The organism is Paracoccus isoporae (assembly GCF_900101865.1).
In the GTDB taxonomy this organism is placed as follows: Bacteria; Pseudomonadota; Alphaproteobacteria; order Rhodobacterales; family Rhodobacteraceae; genus Paracoccus; species Paracoccus isoporae.
This window is the reverse complement of sequence record NZ_FNAH01000004.1, coordinates 195750-218665: the sequence shown is the minus strand read 5'-3', so window position 1 is coordinate 218665 and position 22916 is coordinate 195750. Positions and strand designations below refer to the sequence as shown.

Here is a 22916-nt window from a genome sequence, read left to right as displayed (position 1 = left end):
GGACAAGTGGAACCGGCCGGGCCGCGACCGGCCGGACAGGGGGCGCCGGAGACGGCAACGTCTCCGCGCGGCCGGTTGCCGCCGCCACCGAACACCGCGTCTGAGGAGGAACTGCCATGTATGCCCAGCTCGTCAAGTCCGAAGGCACGTCGCGAGAGGAGATGTCGCCCGAGGAGATCGCCTTTCAGGAGCGCATCGACCGCAACGAGAAGATCGAGCCGAAGGAATGGATGCCCGAGGGCTATCGCAAGACGCTGATCCGCCAGATCGGCCAGCACGCCCATTCCGAGATCGTCGGCCAACTGCCCGAGGGCAACTGGATCACCCGCGCGCCGACGCTGGAGCGCAAGCAGATCCTGCTGGCCAAGGTTCAGGACGAGGCCGGGCACGGGCTGTATCTGTATTGCGCCGCCGAGACGCTGGGGGTAAGCCGCGACGAACTGCTGGAGCGGCTGCATTCGGGGGATATGAAATACTCCTCGATCTTCAACTATCCGACACTGACCTGGGCCGATATGGGCGCGGTGGGCTGGCTGGTCGACGGGGCGGCGATCATGAACCAGGTGCCGTTGCAGCGGACCTCCTACGGGCCTTACAGCCGCGCGATGATCCGCATCTGCAAGGAGGAGAGTTTCCACCAGCGGCAGGGCTATGCGATCATGATGAAGATGGCCAATGGCACGCCCGCGCAGAAGAAGATGGCGCAGGATGCGCTGAACCGGCTGTGGTATCCCTCGCTGATGATGTTCGGGCCGTCCGACAAGGACAGCGTGCATTCCGCGCAGTCGATGGCGTGGAAGATCAAGATGAACACCAATGACGAGCTGCGCCAGAAATTCGTCGACCAGACCGTGCCGCAGGCCGAATATCTGGGGCTGACCGTCCCGGACCCGGATCTGAAATGGAATGAGGAAAAGGGCGGCTATGATTTCACCGAGCCGGACTGGGACGAGTTCTACCAGGTGCTGAAGGGGAACGGGCCGTGCAACAAGGAACGGCTGGGTGCCCGCGTGAAGGCCTGGGAGGACGGCGCCTGGTATCGCGAGGCGATGACTGCCCATGCCAAGAAGAAGGCAGCGCGCCGCAGCGCCGTCGCGGCAGAGTGACAAGTCATGGCGCGGCTGAACCATGTGGCTTTGACAGTATCGGATCGCGAAGCCTCGGCGCGGTTTTATGGCGCATATTTCGGCCTGACGCAGCGTGTCCATGACGATGCGCATCTGCTGATCCTTGCCGATGACAGCGGCGGTCTTCTGGCGCTTAGCAGTGGCGAGGTGCCGCCGGAATTGCCGCGCACGAACCATTTCGGCAGCCTTGTCGGCTCTGCCGCCGAAATCGAGACAATGCGCGCACGTTTTCGCGCCGATGGCGTGACCGAAACGGAATACAGCGCTGAAGGCCCGGCGCGTGTGCAGGTGCTGGACCCGGATGGCTATCGGGTCGAACTCTACGCCTATTGAGCCGCGGCGGGAACGCGCCGCAAGAAGGGAGGAACAGATGTCCAGCGAATGGCCTCTTTGGGAGGTGTTTATCCGGGGTCAGCACGGGTTGAACCATCGCCATGTCGGCAGTCTGCATGCGCCCGATGCGGAGGTGGCGATCAAACATGCGCGCGATGTCTATACGCGGCGCAATGAGGGCGTCTCGATCTGGGTGGTGAAATCGGGGGATATCGCGGCGTCGAGCCCGTCAGAGAAGGGGCCGATGTTCGAGCCGTCGAATGACAAGGTTTACCGGCACCCGACCTTTTACGACATTCCCGACGAAATCGGGCATATGTGATGCCGTCGCTTCCGGACATCATGACCCCGAACGCCGCCGAACTGGCGAAGCAGGATGGCGGCGCGGGCGGCCACGCGCCTGCGCCCGACGCCGATCAGGACGCGTTGGTCGAATTCCTGCTGCGGATGGGGGACAATGCGCTGATCCTCGGGCATCGCAATTCGGAATGGTGCGGTCACGGGCCGCAGCTCGAGGAGGATATTGCGGTCTCCAACATCGCTCTGGATCTGATCGGGCAGGCGGCGATGTGGCTGGAGCTGGCCGGTGCGGTCGAGGGGCAGGGGCGCAGCGCCGATGATCTGGCCTATCTGCGCGACGTGTGGGATTTCCGCAATGTGAAGCTGGTCGAGCGGCCGAATGGCGATTTCGGGGCGACGCTGATGCGGCAATTCCTGTTCGATGCGTTTCATTTTCACCAGTTGCGGGGGCTGGTGGCGTCCAGCGATGCACGGGTGTCGGAGATCGCGGCGAAGGCGCTGAAAGAGGTCAGCTATCACCTGGAGCGTTCGGCCGGGCAGGTCATCGCGCTGGGGGACGGGACCGGGGAAAGCCGGGGCCGGATGCAGGCCGCGCTGGAGGACCAGTGGAGCTATGCGCTGGAGCTGTTCGCAAGCGACGGCACCGACCGCAACATGGCCGAGGCGGGGATTGCGCCCGATCCTGCGGAGCTGCGCGGGCTTTGGGATGAGACGGTCGGCGCGGTGATGGCGGAGGCCACGCTGGAAATCCCCGACAGCGATTTCGCCCATCAGGGCGGCAAGCAGGGCACCCATACCGAGCATCTGGGCTATATCCTCGCTGAAATGCAGTTCCTGCAGCGCGCCTATCCCGGTGCGGAGTGGTAGGGTGCGGCCCGCCGTCTCGACCATATGGGACTGGCTGGCGGAACTGCCGGACCCGGAGATCCCGGCGATCTCGCTGACCGATCTGGGGATCATCCGCGATGTGGGCTGGCAGGGCGAGACGCTGGTGGTCACGGTGACGCCGACCTATTCGGGCTGCCCGGCCACGTCGGTCATCAACCTGGATATCGAGACCCATCTGCGCGGCAAGGGGATCGAGGATCTCCGGCTGGAGCGCCGCCTGTCGCCGGCCTGGACCACCGACTGGATCAGTGATCAGGGTCGCGAGAAGCTGCGCGAGTATGGCATCGCCCCGCCGATCGCGGGCACCGCGCCGGATGGTCACGTCATGGCCCGGATCGGCGCGCTTGGCGGCAATCTGGCCGTGCCCTGCCCGCGCTGCGGGGCGACCGACACACGGCGGGTCAGCCAGTTCGGTTCGACGCCGTGCAAGGCGAGTTGGGTGTGCAATGCCTGCCTGGAACCCTTCGACTATTTCAAGTGCCATTAGAGGATCCGCCATGGCCCGTTTCCTTCCGCTCCGCGTCACCGAATTGCGCCGCGACACGCGCGATGCGGTGGTGGTGACGCTGCAACCGAGGCCGGAGGATGCGGGGGCGTTCGATTTCACCCAGGGGCAATACCTGACCTTCCGGCGCGAGTTTGACGGCGAGGAATTGCGCCGGTCCTATTCCATCTGCGCCGGGCGCGACGACGGGGTGCTGCGGGTGGGGATCAAGCGGGTGGATGGCGGCGCCTTCTCGACCTGGGCCAATGAGGAGTTGCAGGCCGGGATGGAGCTGGAGGCGATGGCGCCGATGGGGCGGTTTCACACCGATCTCGACGGGGCTGTGGCGAAACATTACCTGGGTGTCGCGGCGGGGTCTGGCATCACGCCGGTCCTGTCGATCATCAAGACCACGCTGGCGCGGGAGCCGAAAAGCCGCTTCACGCTGATCTACGCCAACCGCTCGGTCAATTCGATCATGTTCCGCGAAGAGCTGGAGGATCTGAAGAACCTGTATCTCGGGCGGTTCTCGGTCATCCATATCCTGAAATCCGAGGGGCAGGAGATCGATCTGTTCACGGGGCGGATCGACGCGGAGAAGATGGCGGCGCTGTTCGAGAACTGGATCGACCCGGAGAGCCTCGATGCGGCCTTCATCTGCGGGCCGGAGGGGCTGATGCTGACCGTGGCCGACAGCCTGCGCGAGGCGGGGCTGGAGGACGGGCAGATCAAGTTCGAGCTGTTCGCCTCGTCCCAGCCGGGGCGGGCGAAGAAAAAGGCGGTCAGCCGCGATTCCGCGCAGGCGGGAGAGGCGACCGAGGCGGTGGTGACGCTGGACGGGGCGACGCGCAGTTTCCGCATGCCGAAACAGGGCGAGACCCTTCTGGATGCAGCACTGGCGCAGGACATGGACGCGCCGTTCGCCTGCAAGGCCGGGGTCTGTTCGACCTGCCGCGCCAAGGTGCTGGAGGGCGAGGCGGAGATGGCGGTCAACCACGCGCTAGAGGATTACGAGGTCGCGCAGGGCTATGTGCTGACCTGCCAGTGCTATCCGCTGACCGACCGCATCGTCGTCAGCTATGACGAATAGGGGGCGGCGATGGAGATGAAGATCGAGGACTATCTGGCGCAGGGCGGCCAGCTCACCTCTCCGGGCAATGTCCCGCCGCGTTACCGGGGCGAGCTGATGCGGCTGATGGCCAGCTTCGTGGACAGCGAGCTGGCCGGGGCGGCGGGGTTTGCCGACACGATCAACGACGCGCCCGGCATCCGCAACCGGATCGCGGCGGCGAAGATCACCCAGGAGAAGCTGGATCATGCCGGCCGCGTGCTTGAGGTGATGGGCGAATTCGGGGCCGACACGGCGCGCTATGACACCCGCCATGACTGGGCGGCGCGGATGGCGCGCGACGCCGATCTGGACGCGGCGCGGCATGGCGACGACATGCGGCTGTCGGTGTTTCACTATCCGATCGCGGGCTATGTCGATGCGGTGGTGCTGAACGTGCTGATGGGGCTGGCGACGGTGGTGCAGTTGCACGAGATGGGCCGGGTCAGCTATGCCCCGCTGGCCGATGCGTTTCGCGAGATCGCTCCGCGCGAGGCGGCGCATGTCGATCTGGGGCTGAAAGGGCTGCGCCAGATCGTCGGGGATGACGCGGGCCGGCAGAAGGCCGCGCAATCCGTTGCCTACTGGCTGCCGAAGGTCGAGGCGAGCTTCGGGCAGGCCGGATCTGCGCGGTTCGAGAAACAGGCGCGGCTGGGGCTGCGCCATACCGAGAACGAGACGCTTCGCGAGGACTGGGCGGGACGCGTGGCGGACGCGATGTCGCCGCTGGGGCTGGGCTGAAAGGATTTGCCATGACCATGCAGACCGCACCGCGCGTGCTGGAATCCTATCTTTGCGGGCAGTGGCAGGCCGGGTCGAAGGACGGCAAGCCGCTGCTGAATGCCGCGACCGGCGAGACGGTGGCGCTGATCGACGCGACCGGCTTGGATTTCGCGGCGGCCTTGCAATACGGGCGCGAGAGGGGCGGTCCGGCGCTGCGGGCTATGACGCTGCATCAGCGGGCGCTGATGCTGAAGGAAATCGGCCTGAAGCTGATGGAGATGAAGGAGGATTTCTACGTCGAGAATCTCTGGACGGGTGCGACCCGCGCCGAGGGCTGGGTGGATATCGAGGGCGGGATCGGGACGTTGCTGACGCTGGCCTCCAAGGCGCGGCGCGAATTGCCCAATGCCCGCGTGATCCCTGACGGGCCGGTCGAGGCCCTGTCGAAGGATGCCAGCTTCTCGGGCCAGCATATCTTGTCGCCCCTGCAGGGCGTGGCGGTGCATATCAACGCGTTCAACTTTCCGATCTGGGGAATGCTGGAAAAGATCGCGCCGACGCTGATCGCGGGGATGCCGGCCTTGGTGAAACCGGCCAGCCAGACCGCCTATCTGACCGAGCTGATGGTGCGGCGGATCATCGCGATGGGGGTGCTGCCGGAGGGCGCGTTGCAGCTTGTCAGCGGCTCGGCGGGCGACATGCTGGATCATGTGACCTGTCAGGACGTGGTGACGTTCACCGGCTCGGCCGAGACCGGGCGGATGCTGAAGACCGCCCCGGCGATCACGGGGAATTCGGTGCGATTTACCATGGAGGCGGACAGTCTGAACGCCTCGGTTCTGGGGCCGGATGCGGGGCCGGGGACGGAAGAGTTCGATCTGTTCGTGCGCGAGGTCATGCGCGAGATGACCAGCAAGGCCGGGCAGAAATGCACCGCGATCCGGCGGGCCATCGTGCCGGGCCCGCATGTCGATGCGGTGATCGCGGCGCTGAAGGACCGGCTTGCGGGGGTCGTGACCGGCGATCCGGCGGTGGAGGGGACGCGGATGGGGCCGCTCGCCAGTCTGGATCAGCGCGAGGAGGTGCGCGACCGGATCCGCGATCTGGCGCGGGATGCGGAGATCGTGCTGGGCGATCCGGGCGAGGTGCGCGTCGCCTCCGGCGATGCCGAGAAGGGGGCCTTCGTGAACCCGGTGCTGCTGCTGGCGAATGATCCGGGCGCGGATTGTGCGGCGCATGATGTCGAGGCGTTCGGGCCGGTGGTGACGCTCATGCCCTATGAGGGCGTCGATCAGGCGGTGGCGCTGACCCATCGCGGCAAGGGCTCGCTGGTGGCGTCGGTGTTTACCGACAGCAGGGAGGTGGCCGAGGAGATGGTGCTGGGCATGGCACCGATGCATGGAAGGGTGCTGATCGGGAACCGGCGTTCGGCCAAATCCTCGACCGGGCATGGCTCTCCGCTGGCGCCGCTGATCCATGGCGGGCCGGGGCGCGCGGGCGGCGGCGAGGAGCTGGGGGGCATGCGCGCGGTCAAGCATTACATGCAGCGCACGGCGGTGCAGGGCGCGCCGCATCTGCTGAGCGCGGTCACCGGGATCTGGTCCGAGGGGGCCGGGACGCGGGCGGACAGGCACCCGTTCCGCAAATCCGTGGAGGAGCTGGAGATCGGCGACCAGATCGTGACCGAGGCGCGCCAGGTGACGGAGGAGGATGTGGAGCATTTCGCCCGCTTCACCGGCGATACGTTCTACGCCCATATGGATGCGGAGGCCGCAAGGGCGAATCCTTTCTTCGACGACCGCGTGGCGCATGGATACCTGATCGCGTCCTTCGCGGCGGGGCTGTTCGTCGATCCCGATCCCGGCCCGGTGCTGGCGAATTACGGGGTGGACAATCTGCGCTTCCTCACCCCGGTCTATTTCGGCGACAGCCTGCGCGTCCGGCTGACCTGCAAGGAGATCAACCCGCGCGAGGGGGCCGATCATGCCGAGGTGCGGTGGGATTGCCGCGTGACCAACCAGAGCGACGAGGTGGTGGCGCAATATGACGTGCTGACCATGGTGGCGAAGCACTGGCCGTAAGTCTGGCCGGTGGCCCATGAAAAAGGCCCCGCGATTGCGGGGCCTTTCCTGTCCGTTCCGGCAGAGCCGGGATCAGTCGTTGCTGGAACCCATGAACTGCAGCAGGAACATGAACATGTTCAGGAAGTCGAGATACAGGCTGAGCGCGCCGAGAATGGCGGCCTTGCCCAGAAACTCGCGATCCGAGTCGCGCAGTTGCAGATAGGTGTTCTTGATCTTCTGCGTGTCATAGGCGGTCAGCCCGGCGAAGATCAGGATGCCGATCACCGAGATGGCGAACTGCATCGCGCTCGACTGCAGGAAGATGTTGATGATCGAGGCGATGATGAGGCTGATCAGACCCATCATCAGGAAGGTGCCCATGCCTGACAAATTGCGCTTGGTGGTGTAGCCATAGAGCGACAGCGCGGCGAAGGCGCCGGCCGTGGCAAAGAAGGTCGAGGCGATCGAGGTGCCGGTATAGGCCATGAAGATCCAGCTCAGCGACATGCCCATCAGCGCGGCGAAGCCGTAGAAGACCAGCGTGGCGGTCTGGGTGGACAGCCGGTAGACCACCGCGCCGAAGGCAAAGACCATCAGCAGCGGCGCGAACATCAGCACCCATTTCAGCGGCGAGGTATAGACCGCGACCCCGATCGGGGTGAGCTGGCCGTTCTGCACGGCGAGCATGTTGAGCCCGAGGGCGAAGAAGGCGGTGACGGCCATGCCGGTGGCCATGATGCCGTAGACCTTGCTCATGTATTCGCGAAGGCCGACATCAATATCGGCACGGGTCGCGGCACCCGTCCGGGCCTGGGCCTGTCTCAGGGTGTCGTATTCAGCCATTCATCTCTCCATCACTGGCGTTGGCGGTGCGCAACCGCACCTGTCCGGGTCAATATCGGTCCAGTATGGCATGTTTTCAACGCTGCCACAGGTAAAATAACGCGGATGTCACGTGGCGGGCCGGATTCGCGGATTTCGCTTCGCGACGGAGGCGGGCAGGCGCGCCGCGCGGCTTGCCGGGAACCGGAAGGATCGGGACCCGGAGCGGCCCCGCTTACTGCCGCATAGCGTGTCGCTGGCAGTCGTGATTCGCGCCATTAAAGGATGATTGAACGGTGTTAAACGAACTGATTCGGTCAGTAATGGGCGGTTTTGAGCAATTTGCGGGCCGAAAACCGCTCACGCCCCCGATGCGTGGCAAGAAGCACGTGCAAGAACCTGTACTTTTAGTCAACTGCAACGTGTCGACGTGGATTCTCGGTCGCCAGTCTCGGACCACATCGTGTATTAATCTCGGAGTTTTTGTGAGGTGTAGTATGAAGCACGAAGTTGATGTGCATGTTGGTACGCGGATCCGCCATCGTCGCTGGCTGATCGGAATGACCCAGCAACAATTGGCCGACCAGGTCGGAATCAAATTCCAGCAGATCCAGAAATACGAGACGGGCGCCAACCGCGTCTCTGCGTCGCGCTTATGGGACATTGCCCGCGCGCTCGACGTGCCGATCAGCTTTTTCTTCGAAGGGCTGACCGATGGCCGCGCCAGTGCCACCGTCGATGACGACGTGCTGGCCAACAAGGAGGCGCTGCAACTGATCCGCGCCTACTACGCCATGCCCGAGGCGCAGCGCCGCCAGATCTTCGAGCTGGCGCGGGTGCTGTCGCACGCGGCCTGACCCCGCATCCCTGTTCGCCCCCCTCATTCCGCGTTAAGACCGGCGCCAGAATGAGGGGGCAGCATGCAGCACGACATGATTTTCGAGACCGCCGCCGCGATGGCGGATGCCGCGCGACGCGAGACGCTGCGGCTGTTCCGCAGTGCCGGTTTGCGGCCTGACAACAAGCTGGCGGCAGGGTTCGACCCGGTGACCGAGGCCGACCGCGCCAGCGAACGCGCGATGCGCGAGATCCTGGCCGAACGCCGCCCCGACGACGCGATCCTGGGCGAGGAATTCGGGCCCAGTCCGGGCCGCTCCGGCCTGAGCTGGATCCTGGACCCGATCGACGGCACCCGTGCCTTTATCTGCGGCGCGCCGAGCTGGGGGGTGCTGATCGGGCTGGTCGATTCGGACGGGCCGATCTATGGCATCATCGACCAGCCTTTCACCGGCGAGCGGTTCGAGGGCGGGCTGGGCCGCGCCCGGCTGGTGGACCGCGAGGGCGAGCGGCCGCTGGGGGTTCGGACGGGCGTGACGCTGGCGCAGGCGACGCTGCTGAGCACCTATCCCGAGATCGGCAGCGAGGCGGAGCGCGCGGCGTTTGCGCGGGTGGCCGGGCAGGTGCGGCTGACGCGCTACGGGCTGGATTGCTACGGATACGCGCTGCTGGCGCTCGGCATGGTGGATCTGCTGATCGAGGCGGGGTTGCAGCCCTATGACGTGGCCGCGCCCATTGCCGTGGTGCAGGCGGCGGGCGGGATCGTCACCGACTGGCAGGGCGGCCCGGCCCATGGCGGCGGGCAGATCATCGCCGCCGCCTCGCCCGAGCTGCACGCCGCGGCCCTGGCGCTTCTGAACGCGGATCGCGTTGAAGCCGCACCGGTGCTGGACTAAGATCCCGGACGGGCGCCGCCGCCCATCCGCAACCCAATCGACAGCATGAAAAGGGGAGGTGTCCATGCAGGATGAACCGCAGCGCCCGGATCTGTCCGACGACGCGTCGGACCCGCGCCGCAGCCTCGCCCCGCAGCCGGAGAACGAGCCGGAGCCCGAGCGCGGGGAAGAGGAGGATGACTTCACCCCCTCGCGCGCGTTGATCGACCAGATCCGCGACGCCATCGACGCCGAGGAACAGGACCGGCTGGACGCGCTGCTGGAGCCGATGCACGCCGCCGACATCGCGGATGTGATCGAAAACCTGTCGGCGGCGCGGCGGCGGGTGTTCATGTCGCTGTGGTCGGGCGAGATCGACGGCGAGATCCTGGCCGAGATCGACGAATCGATCCGCGACGAGATCGTCGAACAGCTTCCCGGCGACGTGCTGGCCGATGCCGTGCGCGAGATGGACAGCGACGACATCGTCGATCTGATCGAGGAGCTGGACGAGGACGATCAGCGCAAGATCCTCGACGCGCTGGACGAGACCGACCGGGTCGCGGTCGAACAATCGCTGACCTATCCCGAATACTCCGCCGGCCGGATGATGCAGTCGGAGGTGGTGACCGCGCCGGAGCATTGGACGGTGGGCGACACGATCGACTATCTGCGCGGCGAGGAGGAGCTGCCCGACCAGTTCTATCACGTCATCCTGACCGATCCGCGCCGCCACCCGGTGGGCTACGTCGCGCTGGGTCGTCTGCTGGCCGCGCGACGTGCGACGCCCTTGCGCGAGATCGTCGAGGACAGCTTCCGCCCTATCGGCGTCTTTGCCGAGGAGGCCGATATCGCCTACGCGTTCAACCAGTATCACCTAATCTCCGCCCCGGTGGTGGACGAGGATGACCGGTTGGTCGGCGTCATCACCATCGACGACGCAATGGAGGTGCTCGACGAGGAACACGAGGAGGACATCCTGCGCCTGGCCGGGGTCGGTGACGACTCCTCGATCCAGGACACGGTGATGGAGACTTTGTGGCAGCGCATCCCGTGGCTGGCGGTGAACCTGGGCACGGCGATCCTCGCCTCTTTCGTGATCGCGATCTTCGAGACCACGATCTCGGAGGTGGTGGCGCTGGCGGTGCTGATGCCGATCGTGGCCTCGATGGGCGGGAATGCGGGCACCCAGACCCTGACCGTGGCAGTCCGCGCGCTGGCGACGAAAAGCCTGACCGGATCGAATGTCTGGCGGGTCGTCGCGCGCGAGGCGGTGGTCGGGCTGCTGAACGGGGTCTGCTTTGCCGTGGTGATGGGGATCGTGGCCTGGATCTGGTTCGACGGCGTTTCGCTGGGCGGGGTGATCGCGATTGCGATGGTGGTGAACCTGATGGTCGCGGCGCTGGCGGGGATCCTGGTGCCGCTGGCGCTTGACAAGGTTGGGGCCGATCCGGCGCTGGCTTCGGGGGCATTCGTGACGACCGTGACCGATGTGGTTGGTTTCTTTGCCTTTCTGGGGCTGGCGCAGGCGGTGCTGCTTTAGACCGCACCGGCGGGCGCTGCGCCGCGGCGTATTATTTCTGTCGGAATTGAGAAATATTTCTTGATCTGCCGGGGTGGTTTCAGCAATTTGGGTCACAGAAAGCTAAAAACACTACATGTGGTGGCAAAACGCGCCACCCAGCCATGATCCGGCTCCGGCAGGTCTTCAAGGGACAGGCACATCCCGTCTGCGTCATGCAGGCGGGATGACGCATTTCAGGGGTGCCGCGCAGGGCAGGTCAGCAGGGGTTTCCGAACGGTCCGGCCAACGCGCGCGGCCGGGGTGACATCTGCGACAGGTTCTATTGGTAATGCGCGACCGGGGTGCCGGCGATGGCCGACATGTTCAGCAGCCCGCGCGCGGTGATGGACGGGGTCACGATATGGGCGCGGTTGCCCATCCCCATCAGGATCGGCCCGACCTCCAGCCCCTCGGCCTTGGTCTTCAGGATGTTGCGCACGCCCGATGCGGTGTCTGTATCCGCGAAGATCAGCACATTCGCCTCTCCCTTGAGGCGCGAGGCGGGGAAGATGCGGCGCCGGATCTCGGGGTCGAGGGCGGCATCGACATGCATTTCCCCGTCGAAGTTGAAATCGGCCTCGCGGCCTTCGAGGATCTCCATCGCCGCGCGCATCCGGCGGCCGGAATCGCTGTCGAGATTGCCGAATTGCGAGTGGCTGCACAGCGCCACATGCGGTTCCAGCCCGAAGCGGCGGACATGGCGCGCAGCGCCGATGGCGGCGCGCGCGATCTCTTGCGGCGAGGGGCGTTCATGGACCTGGGTGTCGGCCACGAAGAGCGGGCCGTCCTCCAGGATGATCATCGACAGCGCGCCATGCGGTTCCAGCCCGCCGCGGCCGAGGATCTGGGTGATGTAGTTCAGATGCCAGCTATACTGCCCGAACGTGCCGCAGAGCAGGCTGTCGGCCTCGCCGCGATGGACCATGACGCTGCCGATGGCGGTGGTGTTGGTACGCATGATGGCGCGGGCGAGATCCGGGGTGACGCCGCGCCTTGCCATCAGGTCGTGATAGGTCTCCCAGTATTCGCGATAGCGCGGGTCGTTTTCCGGGTTCACGATCTGGAAATCCGTGTCTGGCCGGATCGGCAGGCCGGCGCGTTCGGCGCGCATCGAGATCACCTCGGGCCGGCCGATCAGGATCGGGACGTCGGTGGTTTCCTCCAGCATCGCGTTGGCGGCGCGCAGCACGCGCTCATCCTCGCCCTCGGCAAAGACGATGCGGCGGGTGGCGGTGGCCGCCGCCTCAAAGACCGGGCGCATGATGAGCGCCGAGCGGAAGACCGAGCCGTCGAGGCGGCGCTTATAGGCGTTCAGATCGGCAATCGGCCGCTGCGCCACGCCGGACTCCATCGCGGCCTTGGCCACGGCGGTCGAGACCACGCCGATCAGCCGCGGATCGAAGGGTTTCGGGATCAGGTATTCGGGCCCGAAGGTCAGCGTCTCGCCGCGATAGGCCGCCGCGGCCTCGGCCGCCGTGGTGGCGCGGGCGAGGGCGGCGATGCCTTCGATACAGGCGATCTGCATCTCGTCATTGATCTGCGTCGCGCCGACATCGAGCGCGCCGCGGAAGATGAATGGAAAGCACAGGACGTTGTTCACCTGGTTGGGGAAATCGCTGCGCCCGGTGGCAATGATCGCATCGGGTGCCACCTGTTTCGCCAGGTCCGGCATGATCTCGGGCGTCGGGTTGGCGAGCGCGAAGATCACCGGGCGCGACGCCATCCGCGCCACCATCTCGGGTGTCAGAACGCCGGGGCCGGACAGGCCCAGGAACAGATCCGCCCCGTCGATCACCTGATCGAGCCTGCGCAGATCGGTCGCTTGCGCGAATTCGGCTTTTTGCGGGTTCATGTCCTCTTCCCGGCCCTCGTAAACGAGGCCGTGAATGTCGCAGAGCCAGACATTTTCGCGCCGCACGCCCAGCTTGAGCAGCATGTTCAGGCAGGCAATCCCCGCCGCCCCGCCGCCGGTGGAGACGATCTTGATCTCCTCGAACGACTTGACCGCCACGCGCAGGGCATTGGTGGCGGCCGCACCCACGACAATGGCGGTGCCGTGCTGGTCGTCGTGAAAGACCGGGATGTTCATCTTCTCGCGGCACAGCTTCTCGACGATGAAGCAGTCGGGGGCCTTGATATCCTCCAGGTTGATGGCGCCGAAGCTGGGCTCCAGGCTCTGGACGATGGCGGCGAGCTTTTCGGGGTCGGTCTGGTCGATCTCCAGGTCGAAGCAGTCGATATTGGCGAATTTCTTGAACAGGACCGCCTTGCCCTCCATCACCGGCTTGGAGGCGAGCGGGCCGATATTGCCGAGCCCCAGCACGGCGGAGCCGTTGGACACCACCGCGACCAGATTGCCCCGCGCGGTAAAGCGGGCGGCATCGGCGGGGTTCTGCTTGATCTCCAGACAGGCTTCCGCGACGCCAGGGCTGTAGGCGCGCGACAGGTCACGGCCATTGGCGAGCGGCTTGGTCGCGCGGACCTCCAGCTTACCGGGGCGGGGAAACTCGTGGTAATCAAGCGCCGCCATGCGGGCATTGTCCTGCCGCTGTTCGTCCATCGGTGTCCCTTTCCTGCATGCGCGGCGGGATGGCGCGGGCAAGGCGGCGGGTCCGGCCGCCGGCCCGGCCGTCCCCGGCCAGTTGGTTCAGCGTTAAACCAGTTGCATGACGCTTCACAACCGTCCAGCCGCAACCGGCCTGAAACTTCTGTCGCGAAAACGCGAAGCCGGCCCGCCGCCCCGCCCGGAGACGCCGCGCCACACTTGCATCGCGGCACCGCCGGGCGCAGAATCGCCCAAACCAACACGGGGGGACCGTTCCATGTCGCTTCTCGACGCCGCGCGCGAGGTCCGCGAGGCCGCCTATGCGCCCTATTCCAACTTCAAGGTCGGCGCGGCGCTGCGCGGGCGCTCGGGCCGGATCTATCGCGGCTGCAACGTGGAGAACGTGGCTTACCCCGAAGGCACCTGCGCCGAGGCGGGCGCGATTGCCGCGATGGTTGCGGCGGGGGAGACGGAGCTGGTCGAGGTGGCGGTGATCGCGGATTCGCCCAGCCCGGTGCCGCCTTGCGGGGGATGCCGGCAGAAGCTGGCGGAGTTCGGGGCGGGCGAGACGCCGGTTTTGCTGGCCACGACCGGCGGGGCCACGATGCAGACGACGATCGGGGCGCTGCTGCCCGGCCGCTTCGATGCGGGCCATATGGAAGGTGCCAAGGGGTGAGCGATCCGCGCCCGATCATTGCACGGCTGCGTGACGGCGGCGGGCTGACGCCGGAGGGCGCGGCGCAGTTCGCGCGCGGTCTGGCCGACGGGTCGGTGTCCGATGCGCAGGCGGCGGCCTTCGCGATGGCGGTGGTGACGCGCGGCCTGCCGGTTTCGGCGCGCAGCGCGCTGACGCTGGCGATGCGTGATTCCGGCGATGTGCTGGATTGGGATCTGCCGGGGCCGGTGTCCGACAAGCATTCGACCGGCGGGGTGGGCGATGTGGTGTCGCTTATCCTCGCCCCGCTTCTGGCGGCCTGCGGGGCCTACGTGCCGATGATATCGGGGCGCGGGCTGGGCCATACCGGCGGCACGCTGGACAAGCTGGAGGCGATTGCGGGGTTTCGCTGCGATCTGCCCGAGGCCGATTTCCGCCGCGTGGTCGGCGAGGTCGGCTGCGCCATCGTCGCCGCCTCGGGCGATCTGGCCCCGGCGGACCGGCGGCTCTATGCGATCCGGGATGAGGCGGCCTGCGTGGAATCCATTGACCTCATTACCGCCTCGATCCTGTCGAAGAAGCTGGCGGCGGGGCCGGATACGCTGGTCCTCGATGTGAAATCCGGCTCCGGCGCGTTTCTGGGCGATCCGGCCCAGGCGGAGGCGCTTGCGCAATCGCTGGTCTCCACCGCGAATGCGGCGGGGTGTCGCTGTTCGGCGCTGATCACCGACATGGATCAGCCGCTGGCCCGTGCGGCCGGCAACGGGCTGGAGGTGCGCGCGGCGATTGCCTGTCTGCGCGGCGAGGGTTCGGCGCTGCGCGAGGTCACGCTGGCGCTGGCGGCGGAGGCGTTGGCTCTGGCCGGGATCGACGATGCGGCAGACCGCGCGGAGCGGGCGCTCGACAGCGGTGAAGCGGCAGAGATTTTCGGCCGCATGGTCGCCGCGCAGGGCGGGCCGGGCGATCTGATCGACGCCCCCGACAGGCATCTGGCCGCTGCGCCGGTGACGCGCGATGTGTCCGCCCCGCAGGGCGTGGTGGCCGGGATCGATGTGGCTGCATTGGGTCACGCGGTGATCGGACTGGGCGGCGGGCGCGTCCGGGCCGGGCAGAAGATCGACCACCGGGTCGGGCTGTCGGAGCTGCGAAGGCTGGGTGAGGCGACGGAGGGGCGGATCGCGGTCGTGCATGCGGCCAGCGAGGCCGAGGCAGAGGCAGCGGTGGATGCGGTGAGAGCGGCTTACCGCATTGCCGACGACGCGCCGCCGCCCGGACCGCTGATCCGGGGCAGGGTGCCGCCATCCGATCCGGTCGACGGGGGTCAGGCATGAGCCGGGCCTTTCTGGTGGTGATGGATTCCGTCGGCATCGGCGGCGCGCCGGATGCGGGGCAGTTCTTCAACGAAGGGCGTCCCGATACCGGCGCCAACACCGTGCTGCATATCGCCGAGGCGCAGCGCCTCGATCTGCCGCATCTGGACCGGCTGGGGCTGGGGGCCGCGATCCGGCTGGCCTCGGGCGCGGAGGCGCCGGGGCTGGGGGCCGCGCCGCAGGGGATCTGGGGTGCGGCGACCGAGATCTCGCCGGGCAAGGATACGCCTTCGGGGCATTGGGAGCTGGCCGGCGTGCCGGTGCCCTGGGACTGGCATTATTTTCCCGACCGTCAGCCCGCCTTCCCGCCGGAGGTGGTGGCGCGGGTCTGCGAACTGGCCGGGACCGAGCGCATCCTCGGCAACCGGCACGGCTCCGGCACGGTGATGCTGGAGGAGCTGGGCGCGGAGCATCTGCGCACCGGCTGGCCGATCTGCTACACCTCCGCCGACAGCGTGTTCCAGATCGCCGCGCATGAGGAGGCCTTCGGGCTCGACCGGCTGTTGAAGCTGTGCGAGACGCTGGCGCCGATGCTGCACGAGATGCGCGTGGGCCGGGTGATCGCGCGGCCCTTCCTGGGCGGGCCGGGGGGGTTCCAGCGGACCGCCAACCGCCGCGATTACGCCATCGCGCCGCCCGCCGACACGATCCTGGACATTGCCGCGCAGGCCGGGCGCGTGACCCATGCGGTGGGCAAGATCGGCGATATTTTCAGCCATCGCGGCATCACCCGCCTGCACAAGGGCGGTTCCGACGCCGATCTGGCGGGTCACCTGCTGCGCCTGATCGAGGAGGCGGAGCCGGACAGCCTGACCTTCGCCAATTTCGTCGAATTCGACAGCCTCTATGGCCATCGGCGCGACATTCCCGGCTATGCCGCGCATCTGGAATGGTTCGACGGGATCGTCGGGCAGGCGCTCCACCGGCTGAAGCCCGGCGATCTGATCCTGTTCACCGCCGATCACGGCAATGACCCGTCCTGGACCGGCACCGACCACACGCGCGAGCGGGTGCCGGTGCTGGGCGCGCGCCATGGTGCGGCCTCGCAGGCGGTGGGGCAGGTCGGGTTCTCCGACATCGGGGCCAGCGTCGCCGCGCATCTGGGCCTGCCCGCGCCGGGCCACGGCAAGAACTTTCTCTGATACCGGATCAAGGGCCATGACCGCATGAAGGATCTCAGCAAGATCGAACTCCATCTGCATCTGGAAGGGGCCGCCCCGCCCGGCTTCGTGCGCGGGCTGGCGGCGGAACAGGGGGCGGATCTCTCCGGCATCTTCGATGGGCAGGGGCATTATGCCTATGACGGCTTCACCGATTTCCTGCGCGTCTACGAGGTGGCGACCTCGGTGATCCGCACCCCGCAGGATTATGCGCGGCTCTTGCGCGAGGTGCTGGGCAATTGTGCCGAGCATGGCGCCATCTATGCGGAGCTGTTCGTGTCGCCCGAATTCTGCGGCGGCGGCGATCTGTCCGCCTGGCGCGACTATCTGGCCGCCATGGTCGAGGTTGCGGAGGAGATGGGCGCCCACGGCATCGACAGCCGCGCCATCATCACCCCGATCCGACATTTCGGCCCCGACCGCGCCCGCGCAAGCGCCATCTGCGCGCGCGAAACCGCGAGCGAGGATCATACCGGATGGGTCAGCGGCTTCGGCATGGGCGGCGCGGAAACCGTCGGCACGCCTCAGGATTTCACCTGGAGCTTCGATTGCGCGCGAGAGGCCGGGCTGGGCCTGACCTGCCATGCCGGGGAATGGGGCGGGCCGCAATCCATCCGCGACGCGATGAGCCTAGGCATCAGCCGGGTGGGCCATGGCGTTCATGCCGTGCAGGATCCGGCCCTGATGCGGGATCTGGCGGAGCAGGGGATCGTGCTGGAGGTCTGCCCCGGCTCCAACATCGCGCTTGGCATCTATCCCGACTGGTCCGCCCATCCCATTGCAAAGCTGGCCGATGCCGGGGTGAAGGTGACGGTGTCCACCGACGATCCGCCGTTCTTCCACACCACGCTCAGCCATGAATATGCGCGGCTGGCGGATGCATTCGGCTGGGCCGAGGCGGAGTTCCGCGAGATGAACCTGATTGCCGCCGAGGCCGCCTTCTGCGATGCCGCCACCCGAGACAGGCTGCGCGGCCGCTTTGCCTGACCGAAACGGAGATCCCCATGTCCGAGACGCATCTGACCATCGTCGATCACCCGCTGGTGCAGCACAAGCTGACCATCATGCGCGACCGCGACACCTCGACCGGCGCGTTCCGCCAGCTTCTGCGCGAGATCAGCCTGTTGCTGGCCTATGAGGTGACGCGGGAGCTGCCCATCTCCACCCAGCGGATCCAGACCCCGCTGCACGCGATGGATGCGCCGGTGATCGCGGGCAAGAAACTGGCCCTCGTCTCGATCCTGCGGGCGGGCAACGGGCTTCTGGACGGGATCCTTGAGCTGATTCCGTCGGCGCGGGTCGGGTTCGTGGGGCTGTATCGCGACCCCGACACGCTCCAGCCGGTGCAGTATTATTCAAAGCTGCCGAAGGGGCTGGAGGCGCGCATGACCATCGTGGTCGATCCGATGCTGGCCACCGGCAATTCCTCGGCCGCGGCGGTGGATCTGATCAAGCAATCCGGCGCGCGCGACATCCGGTTCCTGTGCCTGCTGGCGGCGCCGGAGGGGGTGGCGCGCATGCAGGAGGCCCATCCCGATGTGCCGATCGTGACCGCCGCCCTGGATGAGCGGCTGGACGATCACGGCTATATCGTGCCGGGTCTGGGCGATGCGGGCGACCGCATGTTCGGGACGAAGTGACGGATTAACCGCGCGTCAATCCCGCCGGGGCTAGAACCGGGGCATCCCGTCCGATTCGAGGTGCCGATGCGGATCGCACTGCTCTGTCTCTGCCTGATCGTCGCAGGCTCCGTCCGGGCCGGCCCGGTGGAGGCCCCGCCGCCGGGGTTTCGTGCCGCGCAATATATCGACAGCGCGGGCTGCGTCTATCTGCGGCAGGAGGGCGGCTGGATCGCGCGGCGGGACAGCGATGGCATGCCGATCTGCGGCTTTCCGCCCAGCCTGACCGGGCGCGGACAGGACGCGGCGGAGAGTGCGGCGGAGACATTGGCCTCGCCGGAGCAGATCGAGCGCGACCTGGTCACGCGCGTGGTGACCTCCGGCGCGGCGATTGCGGGCGATGGGCCACGGCAGCCGGACCCGCCGGGCGCAGGGGCGGGGCAGGGCGGCAAGCCGCCGCCGGATGCGGCCCCGCCGCCGGGGGGCGATCTGGCCGAGGACATTGCGCTGGCCATGCGGCTGCGTGACGGTCTCGCCGTGGCCGGTCCGGCGACGGCCGACGCGGCGCGGCTGTGCGCCCTGCTGGGGATGCGGGCGGCCGGTCCGGGACGGCCGCCTGCCGCGGATGATCCGACGCGCGGGCGCTGTGCCGCCGGACGTGACAGTGAGGATCTTTTGCAGCGGCGCGTGGCGACGCGGCCGGAGCCGGAAGATGCAGGGGCGGAGGAGGAACGTCTCCAGCACGGGTCTGATCCGCGCATGGCGAAGCTGACGCCGCCAGTAAAGGCACAGAATGGCAGATCGGCACCGGGATCGGGCGGAGGCGGGCGGATGATGCGCAGCGAAGCGGCCGTCTCGAAGGACGCGGCCCGGACGGCGCCGCGCAGTGTGGGCCTGCCTCGGGAGCGCGTCACAGCGCCGGGACAGGCCCATACCCCCACGCGCGCGCAGCCTGCGCCCCGCTATATCCAGATCGGCCGCTACGGTCCTGCGGGGGTGGACAAGGCGCTCAGCGACCTGCGCGGCATGGGCTACCGCGCCCTGCGCGAACGCAGCGGGGACAGCGCGGCGGACCGGCGGGTGCTGACCGGACCCTTCGCCTCACCCGCCGATCTGCAGGCGGCGCTGCGCCGGCTGCAAAGGGCGGGATACGTCGCTGCGTTTTCGCGATGAACTGCGGGCCTGCCGCCGGCGAATCGCGTGCCGGCCCGCCGTCGTCTCGGAGCCATGAGTATTCGGCGGCATTGCGGAGCCGGGCCAGCCGGGGACGGACGCTGCTGCCTGTCCGTCATGCGACGACGGCAGCCGCCCCGCCGCTGCGGCTTGCCGGTCATGCGCCATGTCACGCGGCGTGGTGCTAGCCCGTCACCGTGCAGATCTGCTGAAGGGCGACCCAGTCGCGCTCGCTCATCAGGGGCGGATAGGGATCGGAGCGGAACGGGTCGGATTCGGAGAGCGGGACGGAGGCGCGATTGCCCTCGGCCAGCGTGTCCGCGAACGGGCCGGACGGGATCCGGGTCTGGCCGAAGGCCTCCAGCAGGGCGTGTTCATCGGCCATCGGCGGCGGCACCGCCCAGATCGCGGCCGAAATACCGCTCAACGCATGCTCTGGCAGCGCGCCGCTGGTCAGCAGGGCCAGCACATCGTTGATCCGCGCCTGCCGCATCACCGCATCCATCGGGTCATGGGTCTCGGCGCTGAGCCTTGCGGCCAGCAGATGCCCGGCCAGGGCCTCCGGCCCGCTGCGCCCGGTGACGAGATCGGCGGAGATGGCGACGATGCCGCCGGGCAGCATGCGCGCGCCGGCCATCCCGTCTGGCAGCACCACGAGCCGGGCCGGGTCCGGCAGGCCGGTGCGCGCGGCGAGGCGGTGCAGCGCCGCCTGCCCGGCGGGTGCGGAGCAGGCGGGGCCGGTCATCGGCGCCATGTTCGACAGGATGGCGGCACCGATCCGGCCGCGCTCGGCCGCCGGTGTGATCCGCACCGCGTGATCGCGCAGCGCCGGTGGCAGCCAGACCGCCGCCGCGACGATCAGCGCCAGCAGCACCGCGACGGTCAGCCCGCCGCGGACCCGGCCGGGATGGGCGCGGCGCGCGGCGATGGCCGACTGCACGCGGTCGATCGCCTCGATCATCAGAACATCGTCCAGAACCAGCGTCTCCGACCCGGCGGCCTCGGCCGCGGCGGGGCGGTAGCGCGCCGGCATCTGGCCGGGATTGGCGCGCTCCACCGCCGGCAGAGACCAATGCGCCAGCGGGGCGTCGGAGCCGGGATCGCTGAGGATCAGCGTCGCCTCGCCGATCGAGACGATCACCTCGCGCGGCTGTGCATCGGGCACGGCCTGCCACTGGCCGGAGGCCTCGAGCCGCTGGAACTGTTTCAGCGCGGTGGATCTCATCTCATCCGGCCACCCTCCACGCCGCCGTGGCGCTCACTGCGGGGCGGCGCTCAATCGGCGGCCTCGACCGACATGCCCTTGTCGCGGGCCAGGTTGCGCATCCGCTCCTGCAGCTTCTCGAAGGCGCGCACCTCGATCTGGCGGATGCGTTCGCGCGACACGTCATAGCGGCCGGACAGCTCTTCGAGCGTCAGGGGATCATCGCGCAGGCGGCGCTCCATCAGGATGTCCTTCTCGCGGTCATTCAGCACATCCATCGCCTCGACCAGCATCTCGCGGCGCAGGTTCAGCTCGTCGGCCTCGGCATAGGCTTCGGCCTGGTCGGCATCCTCGTCCTCCAGCCAGTCCTGCCATTGCGCCGTCGATTCGCCGTCACCCGCGCCGACCGTGGCATTCAGCGAGGCGTCAGACCCGGCCATGCGCCGGTTCATCTCGATCACCTCCTGCTCGGTCACGTTCAGGTCATTGGCGATCTGGGCCACGTTTTCGGGGCGCAGGTCCCCTTCCTCCATCGCGCCGATGCGGTTCTTGGCCTTGCGCAGGTTGAAGAACAGTTTCTTCTGGCCGGATGTGGTGCCCATCTTCACCAGCGACCAGGAGCGCAGGATATATTCCTGGATCGAGGCGCGGATCCACCACATGGCATAGGTGGCCAGCCGGAAACCGCGTTCCGGATCGAACCGCTTCACCGCCTGCATCAGACCGACATTGGCCTCCGAGATCACCTCGGCCTGGGGCAGGCCGTAGCCGCGATAGCCCATCGCGATCTTGGCGGCGAGTCGCAGGTGAGACGTCACCAGCTTATGCGCGGCCTCGCTGTCCTCGTGATCGGTCCAGGCCTTGGCCAGCATGTATTCCTCTTCCGGTTCCAGAAGCGGGAATTTGCGGATTTCCTGAAGGTAGCGATTGAGCCCCTGCTCGGGGCTCGGGGCGGGAAGAGTCGTGTAATTGGCCATGTCCTGTCCTCTCGCCGGATCAACGCGGTTGGGATGGGGCAGTTCCGCGCAGCCCGGTCAGAAGCGCCTGCATATCCGCGGGCAGTTGCGATGTGAATTCCAGATACGCCCCGGTGACGGGATGCACGAATCCCAGCCGGGCGGCGTGCAAAGCCTGGCGGGCAAATGCCTGCACCATATCCGCCGCCGGGCCGAGGGCGCGCGCCGAGGCCTTGCGCGCCCCACCATAGACCGGATCTCCGATCAGCCCAAGACCGGCATAGGCCATGTGCACGCGGATCTGGTGGGTGCGCCCGGTTTCCAGCCGGCATTCGACCAGCATCGCCGCGCCGGGGCGGCCGAATTGTTCCAGCATCCGGGCGCGGGTGACGGCGTGCCGGCCGCGCCCGCCGTCGAAGCTGACCGCCTGTTTCTGCCGGTCGCCGGGATGGCGGTCGAGGCGCGAAGTGATCTTCAGGACCGCGCCCGGCTCGAAGCTGATCCCGCGCAGGCCGCGAAGTCTTGAATCGGCGGCGTCGATCACCCCATGCGCGAGCGCCAGATAGGCCCGCTCGGCGCTGTGCGCCTCGAACTGGGCGGCAAGCCCATGATGCGCGCGGTCCGATTTCGCCGCGACCAGCAGGCCGGAGGTGTCCTTGTCGATCCGGTGCACGATGCCGGGCCGTGCCGCGCCGCCGATCCCCGACAGGCTGGAGGCGCAATGGTGCAGCAGCGCGTTGACCAGCGTGCCGTCCGGGCTGCCCGGCGCCGGGTGGACGACCATGCCCGCGGGCTTGTCGATCACGATCAGATCGGCATCCTCGTAAACGACATGCAGCGGAATGTCCTGCGGGCGGGTCTCCACCGGCTCCGGCTCGGGCAGGTGGATGCGAAAGCTCTGGCCCGGCTGCACCTTCAGCTTCGCGCCGCGCACCACCCCGTCCGGGCCGCTGACCGCGCCCTCCGCGATCAACCTGGCAATGCGAGAGCGCGACAGCGCGGCTTCTGCTGGCACCAGATCGGCAAGTGCCTTATCGATGCGGTCGTCGACATTGTCGGGAATAGTCAGGAACAGCTCAGTCATGGATCGTTTCTCAGCCCCATCATCGC

Annotated in this window: 22 protein-coding genes; 17 read left to right on the top strand and 5 right to left on the bottom strand. The window is 67.5% G+C overall.

Features of this window, described 5'->3' with window-relative positions:
- Positions 1-116: 116 nt before the first annotated feature.
- The 8 genes from paaA to paaZ are packed head-to-tail and all read left to right on the top strand — an operon-like array spanning position 117 to position 7044.
- Positions 117-1106, top strand: a complete 990-nt coding sequence (gene paaA / locus BLT73_RS08980) for a 1,2-phenylacetyl-CoA epoxidase subunit PaaA (protein WP_090523000.1) — start codon at positions 117-119, stop codon at positions 1104-1106.
- Between the two features lie 6 nt (positions 1107-1112).
- Entirely contained in the window at positions 1113-1460 is a 348-nt protein-coding gene (locus BLT73_RS08975; RefSeq protein WP_090522998.1) for a VOC family protein, read from the top strand.
- Between the two features lie 37 nt (positions 1461-1497).
- Positions 1498-1782 (top strand): 1,2-phenylacetyl-CoA epoxidase subunit PaaB, encoded by a 285-nt coding sequence (gene paaB, locus BLT73_RS08970; protein WP_090522996.1) that lies wholly within the window; start codon positions 1498-1500, stop codon positions 1780-1782.
- On the top strand, positions 1782-2627 hold the full coding sequence (gene paaC / locus BLT73_RS08965) for a 1,2-phenylacetyl-CoA epoxidase subunit PaaC (RefSeq protein WP_090522994.1): 846 nt from the start codon (positions 1782-1784) through the stop codon (positions 2625-2627). The genes paaB and paaC overlap by 1 nt, the downstream gene beginning before the upstream one ends.
- Before the next feature lies 1 nt (position 2628).
- Positions 2629-3135, top strand: a complete 507-nt coding sequence (gene paaD, locus BLT73_RS08960; RefSeq protein WP_090522992.1) for a 1,2-phenylacetyl-CoA epoxidase subunit PaaD — start codon at positions 2629-2631, stop codon at positions 3133-3135.
- Positions 3136-3145: 10 nt separating this feature from the next.
- Positions 3146-4222, top strand: coding sequence for a 1,2-phenylacetyl-CoA epoxidase subunit PaaE (paaE, locus tag BLT73_RS08955; RefSeq protein WP_090522990.1), 1077 nt, complete (start codon positions 3146-3148; stop codon positions 4220-4222).
- Between the two features lie 15 nt (positions 4223-4237).
- Complete coding sequence (locus tag BLT73_RS08950) at positions 4238-4981, top strand: Phenylacetic acid catabolic protein (RefSeq protein ID WP_090523137.1); 744 nt, start codon at positions 4238-4240, stop codon at positions 4979-4981.
- An 11-nt stretch (positions 4982-4992) separates the two neighbouring features.
- Positions 4993-7044, top strand: coding sequence for a phenylacetic acid degradation bifunctional protein PaaZ (paaZ, locus tag BLT73_RS08945; RefSeq protein WP_090522988.1), 2052 nt, complete (start codon positions 4993-4995; stop codon positions 7042-7044).
- A 72-nt stretch (positions 7045-7116) separates the two neighbouring features.
- Here paaZ and BLT73_RS08940 read toward each other — a convergent pair whose 3' ends face one another.
- Positions 7117-7869, bottom strand: coding sequence for a Bax inhibitor-1/YccA family protein (locus tag BLT73_RS08940; RefSeq protein WP_090522986.1), 753 nt, complete (start codon positions 7867-7869; stop codon positions 7117-7119).
- 476 nt (positions 7870-8345) lie between these two features.
- On the opposite strand from BLT73_RS08940, the gene BLT73_RS08935 reads away from it, so the two are divergent.
- The 3 genes from BLT73_RS08935 to mgtE all read left to right on the top strand — a co-directional run bounded on the left by BLT73_RS08935 (position 8346) and on the right by mgtE (position 11103).
- Complete coding sequence (locus BLT73_RS08935) at positions 8346-8705, top strand: helix-turn-helix domain-containing protein (RefSeq protein WP_090522984.1); 360 nt, start codon at positions 8346-8348, stop codon at positions 8703-8705.
- 63 nt (positions 8706-8768) lie between these two features.
- Positions 8769-9581: a histidinol-phosphatase gene (gene hisN / locus BLT73_RS08930; RefSeq protein ID WP_090522982.1), complete on the top strand. Its 813-nt coding sequence runs from the start codon at positions 8769-8771 to the stop codon at positions 9579-9581.
- Between the two features lie 64 nt (positions 9582-9645).
- On the top strand, positions 9646-11103 hold the full coding sequence (mgtE, locus tag BLT73_RS08925; protein ID WP_090522980.1) for a magnesium transporter: 1458 nt from the start codon (positions 9646-9648) through the stop codon (positions 11101-11103).
- A 301-nt stretch (positions 11104-11404) separates the two neighbouring features.
- Here the strand turns inward: mgtE and BLT73_RS08920 are convergent, their stop codons facing one another.
- Positions 11405-13684 carry an NADP-dependent malic enzyme gene (locus BLT73_RS08920; RefSeq protein WP_090522978.1) on the bottom strand — a complete coding sequence of 760 codons (2280 nt, stop codon included), beginning with the start codon at positions 13682-13684 and terminating at the stop codon, positions 11405-11407.
- 262 nt (positions 13685-13946) lie between these two features.
- Here BLT73_RS08920 and BLT73_RS08915 point away from each other — a divergent pair, with 262 nt between their 5' ends.
- The 6 genes from BLT73_RS08915 (at position 13947) to BLT73_RS08890 (ending at position 19646) form a co-directional block, all read left to right on the top strand.
- The gene (locus BLT73_RS08915; RefSeq protein WP_090522976.1) at positions 13947-14345 is read left to right on the top strand and encodes a cytidine deaminase; all 399 of its coding nucleotides are present in this window, start codon (positions 13947-13949) and stop codon (positions 14343-14345) included.
- Positions 14342-15655, top strand: coding sequence for a thymidine phosphorylase (locus BLT73_RS08910; RefSeq protein ID WP_090522974.1), 1314 nt, complete (start codon positions 14342-14344; stop codon positions 15653-15655). Before BLT73_RS08915 ends, BLT73_RS08910 begins: the two co-directional genes overlap by 4 nt.
- Positions 15652-16836, top strand: coding sequence for a phosphopentomutase (locus tag BLT73_RS08905; RefSeq protein WP_090522972.1), 1185 nt, complete (start codon positions 15652-15654; stop codon positions 16834-16836). Before BLT73_RS08910 ends, BLT73_RS08905 begins: the two co-directional genes overlap by 4 nt.
- Before the next feature lie 24 nt (positions 16837-16860).
- Positions 16861-17841, top strand: a complete 981-nt coding sequence (locus BLT73_RS08900; RefSeq protein WP_090522970.1) for an adenosine deaminase — start codon at positions 16861-16863, stop codon at positions 17839-17841.
- Between the two features lie 17 nt (positions 17842-17858).
- A complete protein-coding gene (gene upp, locus BLT73_RS08895; RefSeq protein WP_090522968.1) occupies positions 17859-18494 on the top strand; it encodes a uracil phosphoribosyltransferase in 636 nt (211 codons plus the stop codon).
- Between the two features lie 66 nt (positions 18495-18560).
- Positions 18561-19646: an SPOR domain-containing protein gene (locus tag BLT73_RS08890; RefSeq protein WP_090522966.1), complete on the top strand. Its 1086-nt coding sequence runs from the start codon at positions 18561-18563 to the stop codon at positions 19644-19646.
- Between the two features lie 184 nt (positions 19647-19830).
- On the opposite strand, the gene BLT73_RS08885 is transcribed toward BLT73_RS08890, so the two are convergent.
- The 3 genes from BLT73_RS08885 to BLT73_RS08875 are packed head-to-tail and all read right to left on the bottom strand — an operon-like array spanning position 19831 to position 22890.
- Positions 19831-20871, bottom strand: a complete 1041-nt coding sequence (locus BLT73_RS08885; protein ID WP_090522964.1) for a hypothetical protein — start codon at positions 20869-20871, stop codon at positions 19831-19833.
- A gap of 50 nt (positions 20872-20921) precedes the next feature.
- Complete coding sequence (rpoH, locus tag BLT73_RS08880; protein ID WP_090522962.1) at positions 20922-21827, bottom strand: RNA polymerase sigma factor RpoH; 906 nt, start codon at positions 21825-21827, stop codon at positions 20922-20924.
- A gap of 19 nt (positions 21828-21846) precedes the next feature.
- Positions 21847-22890 (bottom strand): RluA family pseudouridine synthase, encoded by a 1044-nt coding sequence (locus BLT73_RS08875; RefSeq protein ID WP_090522960.1) that lies wholly within the window; start codon positions 22888-22890, stop codon positions 21847-21849.
- Positions 22891-22916: the final 26 nt, after the last annotated feature.

What these genes read in the sequence shown, in the direction of transcription:
- BLT73_RS08875 (WP_090522960.1), bottom strand. Translation starts at nt 22,890, where the DNA reads ATGACTGAGCTGTTCCTGACTATTCCCGACAATGTCGACGACCGCATC.
- mgtE (WP_090522980.1), top strand. Translation starts at nt 9,646, where the DNA reads ATGCAGGATGAACCGCAGCGCCCGGATCTGTCCGACGACGCGTCGGAC.
- paaB (WP_090522996.1), top strand. Translation starts at nt 1,498, where the DNA reads ATGTCCAGCGAATGGCCTCTTTGGGAGGTGTTTATCCGGGGTCAGCAC.
- BLT73_RS08905 (WP_090522972.1), top strand. Translation starts at nt 15,652, where the DNA reads ATGAGCCGGGCCTTTCTGGTGGTGATGGATTCCGTCGGCATCGGCGGC.
- BLT73_RS08900 (WP_090522970.1), top strand. Translation starts at nt 16,861, where the DNA reads ATGAAGGATCTCAGCAAGATCGAACTCCATCTGCATCTGGAAGGGGCC.
- BLT73_RS08940 (WP_090522986.1), bottom strand. Translation starts at nt 7,869, where the DNA reads ATGGCTGAATACGACACCCTGAGACAGGCCCAGGCCCGGACGGGTGCC.
- BLT73_RS08975 (WP_090522998.1), top strand. Translation starts at nt 1,113, where the DNA reads ATGGCGCGGCTGAACCATGTGGCTTTGACAGTATCGGATCGCGAAGCC.
- rpoH (WP_090522962.1), bottom strand. Translation starts at nt 21,827, where the DNA reads ATGGCCAATTACACGACTCTTCCCGCCCCGAGCCCCGAGCAGGGGCTC.
- BLT73_RS08890 (WP_090522966.1), top strand. Translation starts at nt 18,561, where the DNA reads ATGCGGATCGCACTGCTCTGTCTCTGCCTGATCGTCGCAGGCTCCGTC.
- hisN (WP_090522982.1), top strand. Translation starts at nt 8,769, where the DNA reads ATGCAGCACGACATGATTTTCGAGACCGCCGCCGCGATGGCGGATGCC.
- BLT73_RS08920 (WP_090522978.1), bottom strand. Translation starts at nt 13,684, where the DNA reads ATGGACGAACAGCGGCAGGACAATGCCCGCATGGCGGCGCTTGATTAC.
- BLT73_RS08885 (WP_090522964.1), bottom strand. Translation starts at nt 20,871, where the DNA reads ATGAGATCCACCGCGCTGAAACAGTTCCAGCGGCTCGAGGCCTCCGGC.
- paaC (WP_090522994.1), top strand. Translation starts at nt 1,782, where the DNA reads ATGCCGTCGCTTCCGGACATCATGACCCCGAACGCCGCCGAACTGGCG.
- BLT73_RS08935 (WP_090522984.1), top strand. Translation starts at nt 8,346, where the DNA reads ATGAAGCACGAAGTTGATGTGCATGTTGGTACGCGGATCCGCCATCGT.
- upp (WP_090522968.1), top strand. Translation starts at nt 17,859, where the DNA reads ATGTCCGAGACGCATCTGACCATCGTCGATCACCCGCTGGTGCAGCAC.
- paaZ (WP_090522988.1), top strand. Translation starts at nt 4,993, where the DNA reads ATGACCATGCAGACCGCACCGCGCGTGCTGGAATCCTATCTTTGCGGG.
- paaE (WP_090522990.1), top strand. Translation starts at nt 3,146, where the DNA reads ATGGCCCGTTTCCTTCCGCTCCGCGTCACCGAATTGCGCCGCGACACG.
- paaA (WP_090523000.1), top strand. Translation starts at nt 117, where the DNA reads ATGTATGCCCAGCTCGTCAAGTCCGAAGGCACGTCGCGAGAGGAGATG.
- BLT73_RS08915 (WP_090522976.1), top strand. Translation starts at nt 13,947, where the DNA reads ATGTCGCTTCTCGACGCCGCGCGCGAGGTCCGCGAGGCCGCCTATGCG.
- BLT73_RS08950 (WP_090523137.1), top strand. Translation starts at nt 4,238, where the DNA reads ATGAAGATCGAGGACTATCTGGCGCAGGGCGGCCAGCTCACCTCTCCG.